This window comes from Sphingopyxis sp. H073, assembly GCF_001468395.1.
GTDB lineage: Bacteria > Pseudomonadota > Alphaproteobacteria > Sphingomonadales > Sphingomonadaceae > Sphingopyxis.
On record NZ_LNSG01000002.1, the window covers coordinates 329081 to 344127 of the forward strand.

Below are 15047 nucleotides of genomic sequence, written 5' to 3' on the forward strand. Positions count from 1 at the left end.
GAGTAGCAGACCTATCGGCTAACTTCGAAAAGGAACCACGCTCGGCGTTCCGCCTCGTCGGTCCAGGTATCGATCAGGCCGGAGGTCGCGTTGTCCTTCGCCTCGTCGGCGACGTCCTTTGCGCGGCGCAGCGACTCGACCATGTGAAGATTATCGGCGCGCAGCTCCGCCAGCATGTCCTGCGGCGTGACGAATTCCGCGTCGTTGTCCTTGATTGTCTGGTGGCGGGCGATATCGCCGATCGATCGTATGGTCGTATTTCCGGTCTTCCGGGCGCGCTCCGCCATCGCATCGGTCGCTGCTAGGATCTCCGCAGCTTGCTCATCAAGAAGCAGATGGTAGTCCCTGAAGTACGGGCCCGAGACATGCCAGTGAAAGTTCTTGGTCTTGAGGTAGACCGCATAGCTGTTCGCCAAAATGATCTTCAACGCATCCGCGACCGTCATGGTCGCGTTTTCGTCGAGGTCAGATGGTGAAGGCACGGTTGCAGCACTGGAATTTGTCATCGCGTGAACTTCCTCGATGAGGGCTTGCGCAAAAGATCAGCGCCGATTCTCTGGCACGCTGAGGTATAGAAGATGAATTTACCTCAGATCGAAGTCCAATGGCCTGTGTCTATAGTTTCGATAGTTCTGGCGACCAGAAGGGGCGCTTGGAGCGGCATGGGAGCATAGGAAGGCAGTGAACCCCACATGCTCATCAGGCATTCGGCTGATAGCCCAATACGTGTGTTTCGGCTTGCAAAAGTGACCCCCATCTCGGGGATATCGGCGTCCAAAAATGACCCCCTGTCCTTGAGGCTTTGATGGCCAGATCGGCGGCTTGTGTAGCCGCGGATCGAGACGGGGATGTTGGTAGTGGAGACGGTGGCGAAGATCCGGCGCGAGCACTTCGCGCGGGGCAAGGGCGTGAAGACGATCGCGCGGGAGATGGGCCTGGCGCGCAACACGGTGCGCAAGGTTTTGAGGTCGGGAGCGACCTCGCTGGAGTACGAGCGCCGCGAGCAGCCGCACCCGAAGCTGGGGCCGTTCATCGAGCGGCTGGAGGCGCTACTGGAGGCCAATGCGTCCGGCGCTCGCAAGGATCGGCTGACGCTGATGCGGATCAGCGATCTGCTGCGCCGGGAGGGCTATGACGGCGGTTACGACGCGGTGCGGCGCTATGCGGGGCGCTGGTCGGTTCAGCACCGAGGCGTGAGCTCTCCGGTCGAGGCCTTCGTGCCGTTGAGCTTCGCGCCGGGCGACGCCTATCAGTTCGACTGGAGCCACGAGCAGGTCGAGATCGGCGGCACACCTCTGACGGTGAAGGTCGCCCACGTGCGCCTCTGCCATAGCCGCCGCTTCTACATCCGGGCCTATCCGCGCGAGACCCAGGAGATGGTGTTCGACGCCCATGCCCGGGCCTTCCAGGCGTTCGGCGGCGTCACCCGAAGGGGCATCTACGACAACATGAAGACCGCCGTTGAAGCGGTGTTCACCGGTAAGACCCGCCGCTTCAACCGGCGCTTTGAGCAGATGTGCTCGCACTATTTGATCGAGCCGGTGGCCTGCACGCCAGCCTCGGGATGGGAGAAGGGCCAGGTTGAGAACCAGGTCGGCTACGCCCGTGACAACATCTTCAAGCCGCGCCTACGCTTCCGGAGCCTGGAGGAGCTGAACGGCTGGCTGGAGGCCGAGTGCGTGCGCCGGGCCCGCAACGATCGCCATCCCGAGCACCGCGATCGCGTCGTCTGGGATGTCTACGAGGCTGAGCGGCCGTTCCTGGCTCCCTTCGCCGGCCCCTTCGACGGCTTCCACCAGATCGAGGCCGTCGCCCAGGCCACCTGCCTGATCACCTTCGATCGCAACCGCTACTCGGTGCAGGCCAAGGCCGCGCGACGAGCCGTCCAGATCCGCGCCTACGCCGACCGGATCATGGTGCTGTGCGACGGCGAGGTGGTGGCCGATCACCCGCGCGGCTTTGGCCGTGACCATACTGTCTACGATCCCTGGCACTACCTGCCCGTCCTGGCTCGCAAGCCCGGGGCGCTGCGCAACGGCGCGCCATTCCAGGAATGGGCGCTGCCGCCCGCCTTCAACAGGCTGCGCAAGCGGCTGGGCTCTGGCGACGAGGCCGACCGGCGCTTCGTGCGGGTCCTGGCGGCGGTGCTGGACGATGGCCTCGACGCCGTCGACCACGCTGTCCAGGAAGCGCTCGACGCCGGCGTCGCCAGCGACGAGGTAATCCTCAACATCCTGGCCCGCCGACGCGAGCCGCCCAGGCCCGATGCGATCACGACTTGCCAAGCCCTGGCTTTGAGCCACCCGCCGATCGCCGACTGCGCGCGCTACGACCTGCTGCGAGGCTCCTGTGCAGCGGCATGAGATGATCCAGGCCCTGAGCGAGTTGGGCCTCAAGGGCATGGCCGGCGCCTTCGATGACGCCGTCACCACGGGCCTGCAGCGCAAGCGCACCGCCATGGAGATTCTGGCTGACCTCGTGAAGGCCGAGGCCGCCCATCGTCAGGCCGCCTCGATCCGCTACCGGATCACCGCCGCCAAGTTGCCGGTGCTCAAGGACCTGGCGCACTTCACCTTCGAGGGCTCGCCTATCAACGAGAGCCTCGTGCGCGCCCTGCATGGCGGCTCCTTCCTGGCCGATCACCGCAACATCGTCCTGATCGGCGGCACGGGCACCGGCAAGACCCACCTGGCCATCGCCATCACCGCCAACGTCGTGCGAGCCGGCGCGCGCGGGCGCTACTTCAACACCGTCGATCTGGTGAACCGTCTTGAGGACGAGGCCCGGCGCGGCAAGACCGGCGCCTTGGCCGCCCAGCTCTCGCGTCTGGACGTCGTGGTGCTCGACGAGCTCGGCTACCTGCCATTCGCCCAGTCCGGCGGCCAGCGCCTCTTCCACCTGATCAGCAAGCTCTACGAGCGCACCTCAGTGATCATCACCACCAACCTGACCTTTGGCGAATGGCCCACCGTCTTCGGCGACGCCAAGATGACCACGGCGCTGCTCGACCGCCTGACCCATCACTGCGACATCGTCGAGACCGGCAACGACAGCTGGCGCCTCAAGACCAGGGCTTGATCCACAATCTATTCAACCTCCCCCAGACCCCCTCCGGGCAGCTGAATCTCACGCAGCTCACCCGGCGGCGACGCGCTGCGCTAGCTGACCGCTACGCGCCTCGCCGCCGGTCCGGGAACAGAGACCAGAGGGGTCAATTTTGGACGCCGATAGGGGGTCAATTTTCAACGCCGTTTGACACAATACGAAAGCGATAACCTTCTCCGAGGACATCTCGCACGGCTTCAGCGACGCACTGCCCGAAGCAACGCGATACAGATTGAAGCTGACTATGTCGTTCCCGGCTAGTTCTCGAGCAAAAAGGCTGTTCCTCCGTCCATCCTCCGACCGACGAACCGTCACGCCGAAACGCCTGTCTTCGTAAGCGCCTTCGCTATACCCCTCAGGCAGGCGCTCGAAAGCCGTATCGAATTCTGGATGGTCCATTCTGCATCACCGCCAATCGGCCTTCGCCCTGCGAACGTGAGCGCCGCGCCATGCGATTGGGGTCATCGCGTCAGTCTGACGTTGCGGCCCCAAAGAAACCCCGCGTCATTAGCGCTAGCGAAGTCGGGGTCCACGTAGATGAAAACACGCTTGATAAGCGTGCCGTCGAACTCGAATACGTTGGCGAAACGGCCTTCGGACCGGCCTTCAACCGGCCACGCCGTGCCGTCAGCCATAACGCCACCTTCAAAGCCTTCGACGATCACGTGGTCGCCGGCTACGTGGAAGGTCATGCGATCGAAATCGTGCTCGATCCGCTGAAGCGACCCCAACAGACCCTTGGCGACTTCCATGAATTCGGCTTTGCCATATCCAACTCCGAACTTCGGGAAGTACGTCACGACATCGTCAGTCAGAATATCGAGAATGGTGGGATCTCCACTGTCGATTTTCCGGAAATAGTCGGTGGCGATGGCGATGCGCTCTTGGGTTAGCTCTGTATTCGGCACTCTATGAACTCCTGAAATGCGGAAGCTTTATCCACTATGGCTTCGAGAATAATGGGCCCTGCAGGATCAGCCGATCTGCTGCCCGGATTTCAACGGAGCGCTGAGGCGCGGAAGCGATCGTCCTTCAGCTATCCGCGTGACACGCCCGTCGCGCATCGTTTCAGACCAGGACGCCCCCTGACACATCTATCACCGCGCCAGCTGTGTAGCTTGCAGCGGGACTAACGAGGTAACTGACGGCGCCCGCCACTTCTTCAATCGTGGCGATCCGACGGATGGGATGCATATCGATGACGGCCTGCGGAAAATTCTCAGCAACTTCTCCGGTCATGTCCGTCGGCATGATGCCAGGTTGGACCACATTGACGGTAATGTTGCGTGGGCCAAGATCGCGCTGCACCCCTCGGGCATATCCTGTGATCGCTGCCTTGGTTCCTGCGTAGTCGGCAATTCCCGGCACGATCGCTCGGGTACCCAGGCCGGAACCGATGAAGACAATGCGGCCACCGTCAGAGATTTTCTGGGCCGCCGCGCGCGTGATCGCCACGGTCCCAAGCACATTGACCATCCACTGCCTGTCGAACGCAGCGGAATCGAGCGTCGGATCGTCGACCAATTTTCCTTGGACGGCGATTGCGGCGTTGTTGATCAAGATGTCGAGCTTGCCGAGTTCAGCTACGACCTGCTCGACCATGGGCTTGGCGGCGGACGTATCCGCTTGATCGCATCGGATCGCGAGAGCGCGAACGCCTTTGGCCCTCACCACCTCGGCGACGGACTCGGCTTTATCGGCCGAAGCAGCGTAGGTGATAGCAATATCGGCTCCCTGATCGGCGAGCGTCGCCGCCAGCACGGCGCCAAGGCCCCGAGAGCCACCCGTGATGATAGCGACTTTGCCGTCCAAAACTTTCGACATCGGCGGTTCCTTTTTGAAGTCTAATGGCCGGCTGACGGCTAAGCGACGTTGACGCCTTTCCAGAAGGCGATGTGATCCTTGATGGAGTGCGCCGCCGGAGAAGGGTCGGCGTACGTCCAGGCGGCGTTTGCATTGCGCCGGTCGCCGACCTGGAGATGGAAGTATTGCGCCGTCCCCTTCACGGGACAGACAGACGTGTACTCGCTCGGTTCCAGATACTGCCGGTCAACCGATTGAGGCGGGAAATAATGGTTTCCGTCCACCACCACAGTCTCGTCGCTGACCGCGAGGATGACATCGTTCCAAACTGCTGAGACCAAACCGGAATCCTCTCTTGTCGTTCAGCCACTTGCATCGCCCAGTGGCCCTATCGGGCGGGACAAATCAGTTTGCCGGGGTTGTCCGGCAAGCAGCTTGTCGAGCGAGCCAGTTGCATCGAGCGCAACGAGATCGTCGGAGCCGCCGACATGCGTCTCGTTGATGAAGATCTGCGGCACGGTGCTTCGCCCCGACGACTCGATCATCGCCTTCCGGTGTGCAGGATCGGCTTCGATATCAAGCTCGGTGAATGCCACGCCCTTCTCTTGGAGGAGCGCCTTCGCGCGGCGGCAGAACGGGCACCAACTCGTGGTGTAGATGAGGACTTCAGGCTTCATGTCGTGTCTCCAATCGTTGAGGGATGACGGGCCGGCCGGATTCGCGGGGGCCATCCGAAGGTGAAGGCAAAGGCTTGCGCCCCGGGGTAGAGAAGCTCGATTTCGAAGGTGCACTCGTGGACCTCGCCGCTTTGGCGTCCGAGTTGGTTGAGGCGCTGGGCATCACGCCGCCATCTTTCGGACCGTGTCCAAAACCCGGTCTTGCCGGTATGGCTTGGCGAAGAACACAACGTCCGCTGGAACGACGGCCTCGACCGGCCAAGGCCTCCCGGACGTGATGATGATCTGAATGGTCGGCCACCGCCGGCGGATGCAAATGGCGAGCATGATGCCATCGATCCCGCCGGGCATGTTCACGTCCGTGAACACGACGCGCACATCCAGTCGTTCCTCCAAGGTCATGAGCGCGGCGGATGCATTCGGCGCCTGCAAGACTTCGAAGCCCGCCTCCTCGATCATGTCCGTCGCAAACAGACGGAGAAGTGGTTCGTCTTCGACGACGAGCACCACGGGTTTCACCATTCCACCCATACTCCCATCAACCTTGAACCAGGTGACGCATGGAGGCGTGCAGATCGGCCGTTAACCCGGCGGGCTCGAAGCGAACATCGACGCCTCCGGTGCCGACCAGGCCGATGTTGATCAGCTTCGATCCAAAGCCTCGGCGAGTTGGCGGCACAACCGGTGGCCCACCCCGTTCTCGCCATTTTACGCGGAGAAGGTCGTCGTCCTGGCCGACTTCGACATCCCACGACAGCGAGACGTGGCCGTCGTCACTGGTCAGCGCGCCGTATTTGCAGGCGTTCGTCAGCAACTCGTGGACGATGAGGGAAAACGAGAGCGCCGCTCGTGGCCCCAGCGCCACCGCCGGCCCACTCATGTCGACCCGATCTGAGAACCCGATCGCGTCGATCACTGTCGCCGCGACAGCTTGTAGATCAGCTTGTGTCCAACTCCTTTGAAGCAAGGCGTCGTGCGCCGCGCTCAAAGCCATCAGCCGACGCTCGAAGGCGTAGACCGCTTCGCGATCGGTGACGCTTCGCAGCGTTTGGCTCGCGATGGCCTGCACCATGGTGAGCATGTTCTTCAGGCGGTGAGCAATTTCGCCGTTCACTATGAGTTGCTGCTGCTCGGTACGATGCCTCGCGACGCCTGCCTCGAGCCGGTCTGCCGCACTTCGCAGGAACGAGATTTCCTCTGCGGGCCAAGGTCGGGGATGCGCCGAATGAACGAAGAAAACGGCGATGGTTTTGCCACGATCTCGAACCGGCATGTCGACCAGCGACCGAACGCCGACCCGCATTGCGCTCTCTAGATTGTGCAGAGTGCGATCGTCGGTCAGGGCGTCCCAAACAACGAGAGGGTCGCCAACGACGAGCGGCTCGCGCAAGTTCCCGTACTCGTCGAGACGGTGGCGCCCGGCAATGCTCACGGCCCCGGGCGCCGTCCAATCGGTTTCGACGTCGATCGTATCGACGTCCTCGTTGACGGATCCGAACCCGGCTCGGTCCGCGGAGAGCGCTCGGCCGACGATGGCGGCGGTCGCCGAAGCCATCTCTGCGGTATCGTGGCTGCTCCGAATGGTCTCGCCGATCTCGACCAAGGCAGTCTGCAGGGCTGTGAGGCGCTCGCTCGCGGTTGCGATCCGGCGCAGCTCGAGATTTTCGCTGGCGAGACGGGCAAGCGCCTGCAGCATCGCCTTTTCCATCTCGCTGAGCCCTTTAGGCCGCGGAACGGTATCGATGACGCACAGGCGACCCACGATCGCTCCGGATCGCAGGACGAGCGGTGCGCCAGCGTAGGCGCGAAAGTGCCTGGCACCTGTGACGAGCGGATTGCGCTTGGTCCGCGCATCATTTGTGAGATCGACGATCTCGAGAAGATCGCCCTGATCGATCTCGATCCGACAGACCGAGTGTTCGATCTCCGTCTCGCATACCTCAAGCCCGTACTTGGCTTTGAACCATTGCCGGTCAGTATCCAGCAGGGTGATGAGCGCGATGGGAACGTCACAGGCCTTTGCGGCGACAAAAACGAGATCGTCGAAGGCTTGCTCATCCGGTGTGTCGAGCACCATGAGGTCTGCAAGCGCCCGCGCCCGTTGTGCCGCCCCGAAATCGGTTCTGTCAGCGCTCAGGCTCACCGCAGTTCTCCTGGATGATGCCGCGAAGGTCGAGCGTGGCCGATCATCGGCGTTTCCCGCGTCATGTCAGTGCCCCCTCATGCGGGGCGGCCACTGCGATGACGGCACGCCCGCTTGGCCGCTCTGATCGGCGATGGGGTCACCGACGGCGAGGACGATCTTGCCCTGGATATGGCCTGCCTCTGCGCGTTCGTGAGCGGCGGCTGCTTCGGAAAGAGGGTATGTGCTGTCGACGGCGACGCGAACCGCACCGCTGTCGAGCAAGCGAGCTAGCTTGGCCAACTGGTCGCCACTGGAACGCACCTGCGTCGCCGAAACGGTCACTCCCCGGTCGGCAGCTTCATCATGTCCGGCAAAACCAAGGGGAAAAATCGGGAACAGCGCTCCGCCCCGACGTATGGTCCGAAGGAAGCGGCCGGAGGTCGGACCTCCGACGGCATCGACGACAAGATCGATGTCTCGCACATCGTCTTCGGGTTTGGTCTTCGTGTAGTCGATGAACTCGTCGGCACCCAGTTCGCGGAGGAACGCTTCGTGCCGGGTTGAAGCGACAGCGATGACACGCGCGCCTTCGTGCTTTGCCAACTGCAATGCCAGATGACCGACACCCCCTGCAGCGCCGTTGATCATAACGCTCTTCCCAGCCAACGGGACCGGGCTGTGGCGCTCGGACTGCAGCGGGTTCTGCTCGTTATGGCCTAGCTCGATCAGGAACTGCCAAGCGGTCAGCCCCGACATGGGAACGGCGGCTGCATGAATGTGGTCCAGGTGTCGGGGCTTGGCCGCAAGGTCGGAAGCAGGCGCGGAAACATACTCGGCGTATCCCAGGCTCTCGCCGAAGCTGGGAAAGCGGATCATTCCGAAAACTTCATCGCCCGGCGAGAACGCGGTCACATCGTCGGCGACCTTCTCGACGATCCCGGACACATCCGAGCCCGGTATGGCGGGGAATGTCACCGACGGCCGCCACTCGGGCGGCAGAGCCTTGTATCCCTCGCGGAGATACCAGTCGGGCGGGTTGAGGCCTGCCGCTTGTACACGGACGAGCACCTCTCCCGGCTTTATCACAGGTGTCGGCGCGTCCTCATAGCGAAGAACATCGGGAGCGCCGAACTCATGGAAGCGGATCGCCTTCATTTTTTTCGTCCTCCGATCAGATGCGTTCGAGGAGGGCGACAGTGCCTTGACCACCATCGGCGCAGATGCTGACGATCCCTCGAGATCCGACCGGCATGGCCCACAGCTCTTTCACAGCTTGGCTGAGATCACGCGCGCCGGTCGCGCCGAAGGGATGTCCGATGGCTACCGAGCCGCCGTTCGGATTGACGCGATCCCAATCGAAGTTGCCCATCTCAGCCGAAACACGGGCCTTCTCTCGGACCCAGTTCGGATCGGTGATGGCCGCGACGTTGGCCAGCACCTGTGCCGCGAAGGCCTCGTGGATTTCCCAAAGTGCGATGTCGGCGAAGCCAAGGTGATGGCGCGCGAGAAGTCGTGGAATGGCATATGACGGCGCCATCAGCAGCCCCTCCGTGCGCAGGTCGACCGCCGAGACTTCGTAGTCGATTATCCGCGCATAGGGCGTGCCATCGGGCAGCCTCTTCAGACCCTCCTCGTTGGACACCCAACAGCCGGCCGCCCCATCCGTGATGGGGGAGCTGTTGCCGGCTGTCAGGCTACCCATTCCGCTCTCACGATCGAAGGCGGGCTTCAAACCGGATAGACGTTCGGCGGATGTGTCCGCGCGCGGGTTCGCATCGCGGGAAAGCTCCGGCAACGAGATCACGAGGTCATCGAAGAAGCCGCCGTTCCAGCCGGCGACGGCGCGCTGGTGGCTTTTTAGAGCCCAGTCATCCTGAGCCTCACGCGAGATGCGCCACGCCTTGGCGGTCTCCTCCATGTGATCGCCCATCGTCCTGCCCGTAAGGCGGTTGGCCCAGCCCTTCGTGGGGAGCACATAGTCTTGAGGGGTCAACGCCCCCAGGGCGGCAAGTGCTGCGGCCGGATCCTGCGCGAAGAGATCGGTGAGTCGTTTAGATGCCTCAGCGGTGAGAGCGAGCGATGGTCGGCTCATGACCTCAGACCCGCCGACCAGTATCAGGTTGAGCCCGCCGCCGAGCATCCCGGCTGCGGCGAAGCTCGCGGTCATGCTGGTCGAGCACGCTAGGACTACGGAGAATGCTGGAACGTTGGGGTTGAGCTTCGCGTCCAGCCAGATTTCGCGAGCGATATTGCTCCAGCCCAGGTTCGGGATGACGGTTCCCCAGATCGACAGATCGGGCTCCGCAAGCTTCGCCATTTCTTGGACGACTGGCACTGACAATGAGGCCGCGTCATAATTTGCCAGCGCTCCTCCGCCACGGCCGAATGGTGTCCGCAAGCCTGCGGCTATGAAAACTGGTTCAGCGAAGCGGCTCACGGTGATCTCCCAAAGCAAAAGATTTTAATTAGACGAGGTGGCGTGGTGCGGTCCGCTGACGGCAGGCGCCGCCCGTCAGGGCGTCTCCCCATCCCTGAGGTCGATGACCATCTTTCCGATGTTTTTTCCGGCGAAGAGATCGAGGAACGCCGAAGGGGTTCTCTCGAGGCCGTGAACAACCGTCTCCTGCCATTTGACCTTCCCATCGGCGATCCACCGGGTGACGTCGCGCTGGAAATCCTCCCAAACCGACATGTTGTGGATGGTGACGAAGCCTTGCAGCAGGAGGCTCTTCTCAATAACCGCATAGATATTGCGGGGACCGACCGGCTCGCTATTGTATTGCTCGATCATTCCGCACAGAGCGAAGCGTGCGAAGTCATTGGCCGCCTCAAGCGCCGCTTCCAGGTGCGTGCCACCGACGTTGTCGAAATAGATGTCGACACCCTTAGGCGCAGCTTCGCGAAGTGCTGCGACCATGTCGTCCGTATTCTTGTAGTTTATCGTGGCATCAGCGCCTGCTTCCTCGCGCAGCCAACGCAATTTGTCCTCGCCGCCCGCGGACGCAACGACTCGGCATTCCTTGATCTTTGCGATTTGGACAGCGAGCGATCCGACCGAACCCGCTGCTGCTGACACGAACACAGTTTCGCCAGCTCGCGGCTTTCCGATCTGGAGCATGCCGATGTAGGCGGCGAAGCCTGGGAAACCGAGCGGGCCCAGATACGCCTGCTCTGGAATCGTCGTATCGATCTTAGTAGCGGATGCGGCGTCGATGATCGCGCGGTCGCGCCAGCCGGCAAAGTGGCTCACGACCTCGCCAGGGCTGAACCGTTCATCCTTGCTTTCGACTATGACGCCGATCGCGGCGCCATCCAGAGGCTCGCCAACTTGGAAGGGCGGCATATAGCTTTCTCGACCGGTCATGCGGCCGCGCATGTAAGGGTCAACGGAGAGCCACCGGTTGGCGACGAGCAGTTGTCCTCGCTCTGGCGCGGGGAGATCCTGCTCGACGAGTTCGAAGTTGTTGGCCTGCGGTAGCCCTTCGGGACGACTTTTAAGGTGAAATTGACGGGCCATGATGGTCATGCGCGAAGCCTTTCCCGGACAGAGCTTGAGCTGGGCGCTCCCGCGTGATGGGATGCGATCATCTGGCCGCCCCTACCCACCGTAGCGCTCGGTCTTGATGATCGAGACGCCCAGCCCTGCCGACAATGCGCTGTCCGTCGCGATGTTGACGAAACCGTTCGACCCGCAAACGAACACGTGGCCCGGGTCGCGACCGAGACGTGCGATTGTCGCCTGGACCATCCCATCGTCGATCCGTCGGCCATAGTCCGAGGCGCGCGTTGGCGCTTCTCGCGTAATCGCGAGCGTCAAGATGAACGTGGGATCGCTCATCTCGATTGAGTGGAGTTCGCTGGAGAAGAGCACGTCCTCAGCGGTTCGCGCCGACAAGAGCAGAGCGACTGGAACGGCCTGTGCCGATGCCCGACGCTGCCGGATCATCGCCATCAGCGGCACCACGCCTGAACCTGCGCCGATCAGCAGCACCGGCTTGTCGGTAGGCTCGGGCCAAAGAAAGTGGCCTCCAAGCGGTCCCCTGAGTTCGATCTCGTCGCCGGCTGCGGCGACGTCGTGGAAGAATGGCGAAACTTCGCCATTCGGCAGGCGCTCGATGGCGAGTTCCAGGATCGGTGAAGAGCCCGCCGACGATGCGATCGAATAACTGCGCATCGCCTGATAGCCGTCTGGGGCGGTCAGCCGGACGTCGACGTGCTGGCCTGCTGTATGGACGAATGGTTCCTGCAACCGCAGGAAAAAGCTCTTGATACTCGGTGTCTGTTGGACGATTTCGTCGATCACGCCTGACTGCCACGACGCGGGTTGCGCATCGAACTCAGTCATGGGTGTACCGTTGCTCGCGCCACGGATCACCGTAGATGTGATAACCGCGCAACTCCCAGAACCCGGCCTCGTCGCGAGTGGTGAACTGCAGCGCATTCACCCACTTGGCGGACTTCCAGAAGTAGAGATGCGGAACAAGAAGGCGCGCCGGTCCGCCATGGTCGCGGGGAAGCGGCTGGCCCGCGTAGCTCAGCGCGACCATAGCTTTGCCGGACAACATGTCCGCGAGCGGAACATTCGTCGAATAGCCATCGTAGCAGTGCGCGAGAACGAAGTCTGTTGGCTGTTTAACTTCAGCGTCAGCGAGGATGTCCTCGATCAGCACGCCTTCCCACTTCGTGTCGAGCTTGGACCAGGACGTGACGCAGTGAATGTCTTTGGTCACTTTGGTCTTTGGAAGGGCGTTGAATTCACTCCAACTCCAGACCTTCACGGGTCTCGGACCGATCTTGACCGTGAACTTCCAGTCGGACGTCTCGATACGAGGCGTTGGCCCAGCGGTAAGAACGGGAAAGTTCTCCACGAGATGTTGACCTGGCGGAATACGGCCCTCGTGGTCGCCGCCTGAACCGCGGCCGGTGAAACCTCTGGTGACCATGCCGAACCCCCTTGCTCGTCACGACAGACCGACCGACTTCATCTCAGGCTAATGCGTAGATGACCCTCGCAAAGGAAAGATATCGAGCGGATCGCAAAGCTGATGTTCAGACAACCGGGTGTTAAATCAGTAGAGACACGCAATTCATCACTATGACTCGCGATAATCCCGCCTCGACTATAGCTTTATATCAGACTGCTTTCCCAATGCCCTGTCGCTATAGTTTCGATAGCTTTGAATCGGTATTGCGTGAGCGTTATGGCTCGTGGGACAGAGAAGCTTCGCGAGGTGAGGTCGCCAGCATGCGACTGCGGCGTGCCCAGGAGGTCGTCATTCCCATCCAAGACGAGATTATCGCAGCGCTCGGCGTTTCGGCGTCGTTCGATGCCCGACGCGAGGCGGTAGAACGCGCCGCCTTCCTCCGCGACTATCTGAGGTCGTCGGGGCAGCGAGCGTATGTGCTTGGAATCAGCGGCGGCGTCGATTCCCTGACGGCGGGCCTAATCGCGCAATCGGCCGTGAAGGATCTGCGTCAGATCGGGTACGAATGCGAGTTTGTAGCGGTGCGGCTGCCCTATGGCGAACAGATGGACGAGCGCGATGCTCAGCTTGCCTTGTCAGCCATCAGGCCCGACCGCGTTGCGGTGATCAATATAAAGCCCGCGACCGACGCGCTGTGGAGCGAGATGACAGGCTCCAATTACGAGTCCGCCGACCCCGGCCTGCGCAGTACGGTGCTCGGGAACATCAAGGCACGCCAACGGATGGTCGCCCAGTTTGCTCTCGCGGGGACCCTGGGCGGCCTTGTGATTGGCACGGACCATGCAGCCGAAGCGGTGATGGGTTTCTTCACAAAGTTCGGCGATGGCGCGGCCGATGTTCTCCCTCTCGCCGGTCTCAATAAGCGGCGCGTTCGCGCGATCGCGTCTCATCTGGGCGCCCCGGCGGAACTGATCAGTAAGGTTCCCACGGCAGATTTGGATGACGCGATGCCGTTACACCCCGACGAAGACGCCTACGGCGTGACCTATGATGAGATAGACGATTACCTCGAAGGAAGGGGTGTGGCCCAGGCGGCGGTCGAGACGATCCAAAGAGCGTACCGAGCCACCGCGCATAAGCGCGCGCTGCCTGTGGCCTCCAACGTGCAGCTTCTGGCGCCGCAAGGGTCGAACGGACGCTAAATTTGCTCCCGCCTAGGACATAGAAACTATGTCACGCCGCTATTGGAAAAGACCGGCGTTGGAATTCATAGTCATCCACGTAAACTCGTGGCCTCGTCGGGTATAGTCGAGACAAGATTTTGGTCTTATCGACTATTTGACGCTCGGGCCGTGGGGCGGTGAAGTATAGCAGTTCCCCTGCGCTCGCGAGTTTTCGCTGCACGTCGGGCACATGCTTCGTGTTCGGAGAGAGGGATGAGCGCGGCCGATCGTCAAGCGCCAGAGCTTCGCATTCATCGGTGGATCGCCGTGGATGGAAGCGACCTTCAGACGCCGATCAAGCTATCGGATCTTGGCGTAGGGCCGAAGATCCTTTTCGCGTTTCAGCACTGGTGCAGGGGCTGCCATCTGCATGGGTTTCCCACACTGCAGAAATTGCATGGTGCGCTGGAGTCCAGAGGCGTCGGATTCGCAGTGATCCAGACGGTCTTCGAAGGAGCGCACGAAAATACATTCGACAAGTTGCGCATCAATCAGGTGGAGTACCGTCTCCCCGTCGCCTTCGGGCACGACGAACCGCCGCCTGGTGCTGCGTTTCCAACGTTCATGGAGGATTACCGGACACGGGGAACGCCGTGGTTCACGGTCATCAATGCCGACGGTCGCATCGTCTTTTCGGATTTCCACCTGGACGCGGATCGTTTGGTGGCAAATTTGGAGAGCTCGTGAAACATGCCACGGTGGCTCATTCTAGCCTGCACCCACTTCGTCGTTGGCATCACAGGCTTTGCTGCCGGCATCTACACGCTGCCTATCCTCACCGCGCCGGCGTCGCCCACTGAAGCTGCGTTGAGGAGTTCGACGCCTGAGGCGCTCTATTCGGGAAAGCTTTCTCGTGATCTAGCCGGCAGCGACCTGCTGCACTGGGGTGAAGGCGAAGTGCAGATCCTGCCTCACCGGATCGCACACATCGGCCGTCTCTCTCCCGGGCCGGACTACAAGCTTTATCTCGCCCCGCACTTCGTCGAGACCGAGGAAGCGTTCCTCGCGATCAAGGACGCGTCGGCCCGGGTCGGCGATGTGAGGACGTTCAACGGCTTCATTATGGAGGTGCCCGCCGACATCGACGTTCGCGACTACAGCGCCGTTGTCATCTGGTGCGAAGCCTTTGATCAGTTCATCAGTTCTGCGGCGTATCAGCCTCCGCGCCAGGCTCGGAAATGAGTCAGGC

General features: G+C 61.8%; 18 protein-coding genes. 5 read left to right on the plus strand and 13 right to left on the minus strand.

Features of this window, described 5'->3' with window-relative positions:
* Positions 1-11: 11 nt before the first annotated feature.
* Positions 12-506 (minus strand): DNA starvation/stationary phase protection protein, encoded by a 495-nt coding sequence (locus ATE64_RS04565; protein WP_058454282.1) that lies wholly within the window; start codon positions 504-506, stop codon positions 12-14.
* A gap of 342 nt (positions 507-848) precedes the next feature.
* Between ATE64_RS04565 and istA the strand changes: the two genes are divergently transcribed.
* The gene (istA, locus tag ATE64_RS04570; RefSeq protein WP_058454281.1) at positions 849-2363 is read left to right on the plus strand and encodes an IS21 family transposase; all 1515 of its coding nucleotides are present in this window, start codon (positions 849-851) and stop codon (positions 2361-2363) included.
* On the plus strand, positions 2350-3078 hold the full coding sequence (istB, locus tag ATE64_RS04575) for an IS21-like element helper ATPase IstB (RefSeq protein WP_058454280.1): 729 nt from the start codon (positions 2350-2352) through the stop codon (positions 3076-3078). Before istA ends, istB begins: the two co-directional genes overlap by 14 nt.
* A gap of 488 nt (positions 3079-3566) precedes the next feature.
* Here istB and ATE64_RS04585 read toward each other — a convergent pair whose 3' ends face one another.
* From ATE64_RS04585 to ATE64_RS04635, 12 genes are all read right to left on the minus strand, one after another.
* Positions 3567-4013 carry a nuclear transport factor 2 family protein gene (locus tag ATE64_RS04585; RefSeq protein ID WP_058454279.1) on the minus strand — a complete coding sequence of 149 codons (447 nt, stop codon included), beginning with the start codon at positions 4011-4013 and terminating at the stop codon, positions 3567-3569.
* 160 nt (positions 4014-4173) lie between these two features.
* A complete protein-coding gene (locus ATE64_RS04590) occupies positions 4174-4929 on the minus strand; it encodes an SDR family oxidoreductase (protein ID WP_058454278.1) in 756 nt (251 codons plus the stop codon).
* A gap of 38 nt (positions 4930-4967) precedes the next feature.
* Entirely contained in the window at positions 4968-5249 is a 282-nt protein-coding gene (locus ATE64_RS04595; RefSeq protein WP_058454277.1) for a DUF427 domain-containing protein, read from the minus strand.
* Positions 5250-5270: 21 nt separating this feature from the next.
* Positions 5271-5585 carry a glutaredoxin 3 gene (gene grxC / locus ATE64_RS04600; RefSeq protein ID WP_058454276.1) on the minus strand — a complete coding sequence of 105 codons (315 nt, stop codon included), beginning with the start codon at positions 5583-5585 and terminating at the stop codon, positions 5271-5273.
* Positions 5582-5815, minus strand: a complete 234-nt coding sequence (locus tag ATE64_RS22380; RefSeq protein ID WP_082657574.1) for a hypothetical protein — start codon at positions 5813-5815, stop codon at positions 5582-5584. The genes grxC and ATE64_RS22380 overlap by 4 nt, the downstream gene beginning before the upstream one ends.
* Positions 5748-6107: a response regulator gene (locus ATE64_RS04605; RefSeq protein WP_035449975.1), complete on the minus strand. Its 360-nt coding sequence runs from the start codon at positions 6105-6107 to the stop codon at positions 5748-5750. The genes ATE64_RS22380 and ATE64_RS04605 overlap by 68 nt, the downstream gene beginning before the upstream one ends.
* A gap of 16 nt (positions 6108-6123) precedes the next feature.
* Positions 6124-7728: a GAF domain-containing protein gene (locus ATE64_RS04610; RefSeq protein ID WP_058454275.1), complete on the minus strand. Its 1605-nt coding sequence runs from the start codon at positions 7726-7728 to the stop codon at positions 6124-6126.
* Positions 7729-7794: 66 nt separating this feature from the next.
* Positions 7795-8865: an NADP-dependent oxidoreductase gene (locus tag ATE64_RS04615; RefSeq protein ID WP_058454274.1), complete on the minus strand. Its 1071-nt coding sequence runs from the start codon at positions 8863-8865 to the stop codon at positions 7795-7797.
* 16 nt (positions 8866-8881) lie between these two features.
* Positions 8882-10147, minus strand: coding sequence for a thiolase family protein (locus ATE64_RS04620; protein ID WP_058454404.1), 1266 nt, complete (start codon positions 10145-10147; stop codon positions 8882-8884).
* A gap of 75 nt (positions 10148-10222) precedes the next feature.
* Complete coding sequence (locus ATE64_RS04625; RefSeq protein WP_058454273.1) at positions 10223-11236, minus strand: NADP-dependent oxidoreductase; 1014 nt, start codon at positions 11234-11236, stop codon at positions 10223-10225.
* A 72-nt stretch (positions 11237-11308) separates the two neighbouring features.
* Positions 11309-12055 carry a ferredoxin reductase gene (locus ATE64_RS04630; protein WP_058454272.1) on the minus strand — a complete coding sequence of 249 codons (747 nt, stop codon included), beginning with the start codon at positions 12053-12055 and terminating at the stop codon, positions 11309-11311.
* Entirely contained in the window at positions 12048-12653 is a 606-nt protein-coding gene (locus tag ATE64_RS04635; RefSeq protein WP_024350792.1) for a sulfite oxidase-like oxidoreductase, read from the minus strand. The genes ATE64_RS04630 and ATE64_RS04635 overlap by 8 nt, the downstream gene beginning before the upstream one ends.
* Positions 12654-12955: 302 nt before the next feature.
* Between ATE64_RS04635 and nadE the strand changes: the two genes are divergently transcribed.
* The 3 genes from nadE to ATE64_RS04650 all read left to right on the plus strand — a co-directional run bounded on the left by nadE (position 12956) and on the right by ATE64_RS04650 (position 15040).
* Positions 12956-13837, plus strand: a complete 882-nt coding sequence (nadE, locus tag ATE64_RS04640) for an ammonia-dependent NAD(+) synthetase (RefSeq protein ID WP_058454271.1) — start codon at positions 12956-12958, stop codon at positions 13835-13837.
* Between the two features lie 234 nt (positions 13838-14071).
* Positions 14072-14545, plus strand: a complete 474-nt coding sequence (locus tag ATE64_RS04645) for a redoxin domain-containing protein (RefSeq protein ID WP_024350794.1) — start codon at positions 14072-14074, stop codon at positions 14543-14545.
* Positions 14546-14548: 3 nt separating this feature from the next.
* A complete protein-coding gene (locus tag ATE64_RS04650; protein ID WP_024350795.1) occupies positions 14549-15040 on the plus strand; it encodes a DM13 domain-containing protein in 492 nt (163 codons plus the stop codon).
* The last annotated feature ends 7 nt before the right edge of the window (positions 15041-15047 follow it).

Excerpts from the sequence above, each read along its gene's own strand:
- ATE64_RS04645 (WP_024350794.1), top strand. The coding sequence starts at position 14,072 with ATGAGCGCGGCCGATCGTCAAGCGCCAGAGCTTCGCATTCATCGGTGG.
- nadE (WP_058454271.1), top strand. The coding sequence starts at position 12,956 with ATGCGACTGCGGCGTGCCCAGGAGGTCGTCATTCCCATCCAAGACGAG.
- istA (WP_058454281.1), top strand. The coding sequence starts at position 849 with ATGTTGGTAGTGGAGACGGTGGCGAAGATCCGGCGCGAGCACTTCGCG.
- ATE64_RS04590 (WP_058454278.1), bottom strand. The coding sequence starts at position 4,929 with ATGTCGAAAGTTTTGGACGGCAAAGTCGCTATCATCACGGGTGGCTCT.
- ATE64_RS04625 (WP_058454273.1), bottom strand. The coding sequence starts at position 11,236 with ATGACCATCATGGCCCGTCAATTTCACCTTAAAAGTCGTCCCGAAGGG.
- ATE64_RS04650 (WP_024350795.1), top strand. The coding sequence starts at position 14,549 with ATGCCACGGTGGCTCATTCTAGCCTGCACCCACTTCGTCGTTGGCATC.
- ATE64_RS04605 (WP_035449975.1), bottom strand. The coding sequence starts at position 6,107 with ATGGTGAAACCCGTGGTGCTCGTCGTCGAAGACGAACCACTTCTCCGT.
- grxC (WP_058454276.1), bottom strand. The coding sequence starts at position 5,585 with ATGAAGCCTGAAGTCCTCATCTACACCACGAGTTGGTGCCCGTTCTGC.
- ATE64_RS04630 (WP_058454272.1), bottom strand. The coding sequence starts at position 12,055 with ATGACTGAGTTCGATGCGCAACCCGCGTCGTGGCAGTCAGGCGTGATC.
- ATE64_RS04635 (WP_024350792.1), bottom strand. The coding sequence starts at position 12,653 with ATGGTCACCAGAGGTTTCACCGGCCGCGGTTCAGGCGGCGACCACGAG.
- ATE64_RS04615 (WP_058454274.1), bottom strand. The coding sequence starts at position 8,865 with ATGAAGGCGATCCGCTTCCATGAGTTCGGCGCTCCCGATGTTCTTCGC.
- ATE64_RS04565 (WP_058454282.1), bottom strand. The coding sequence starts at position 506 with ATGACAAATTCCAGTGCTGCAACCGTGCCTTCACCATCTGACCTCGAC.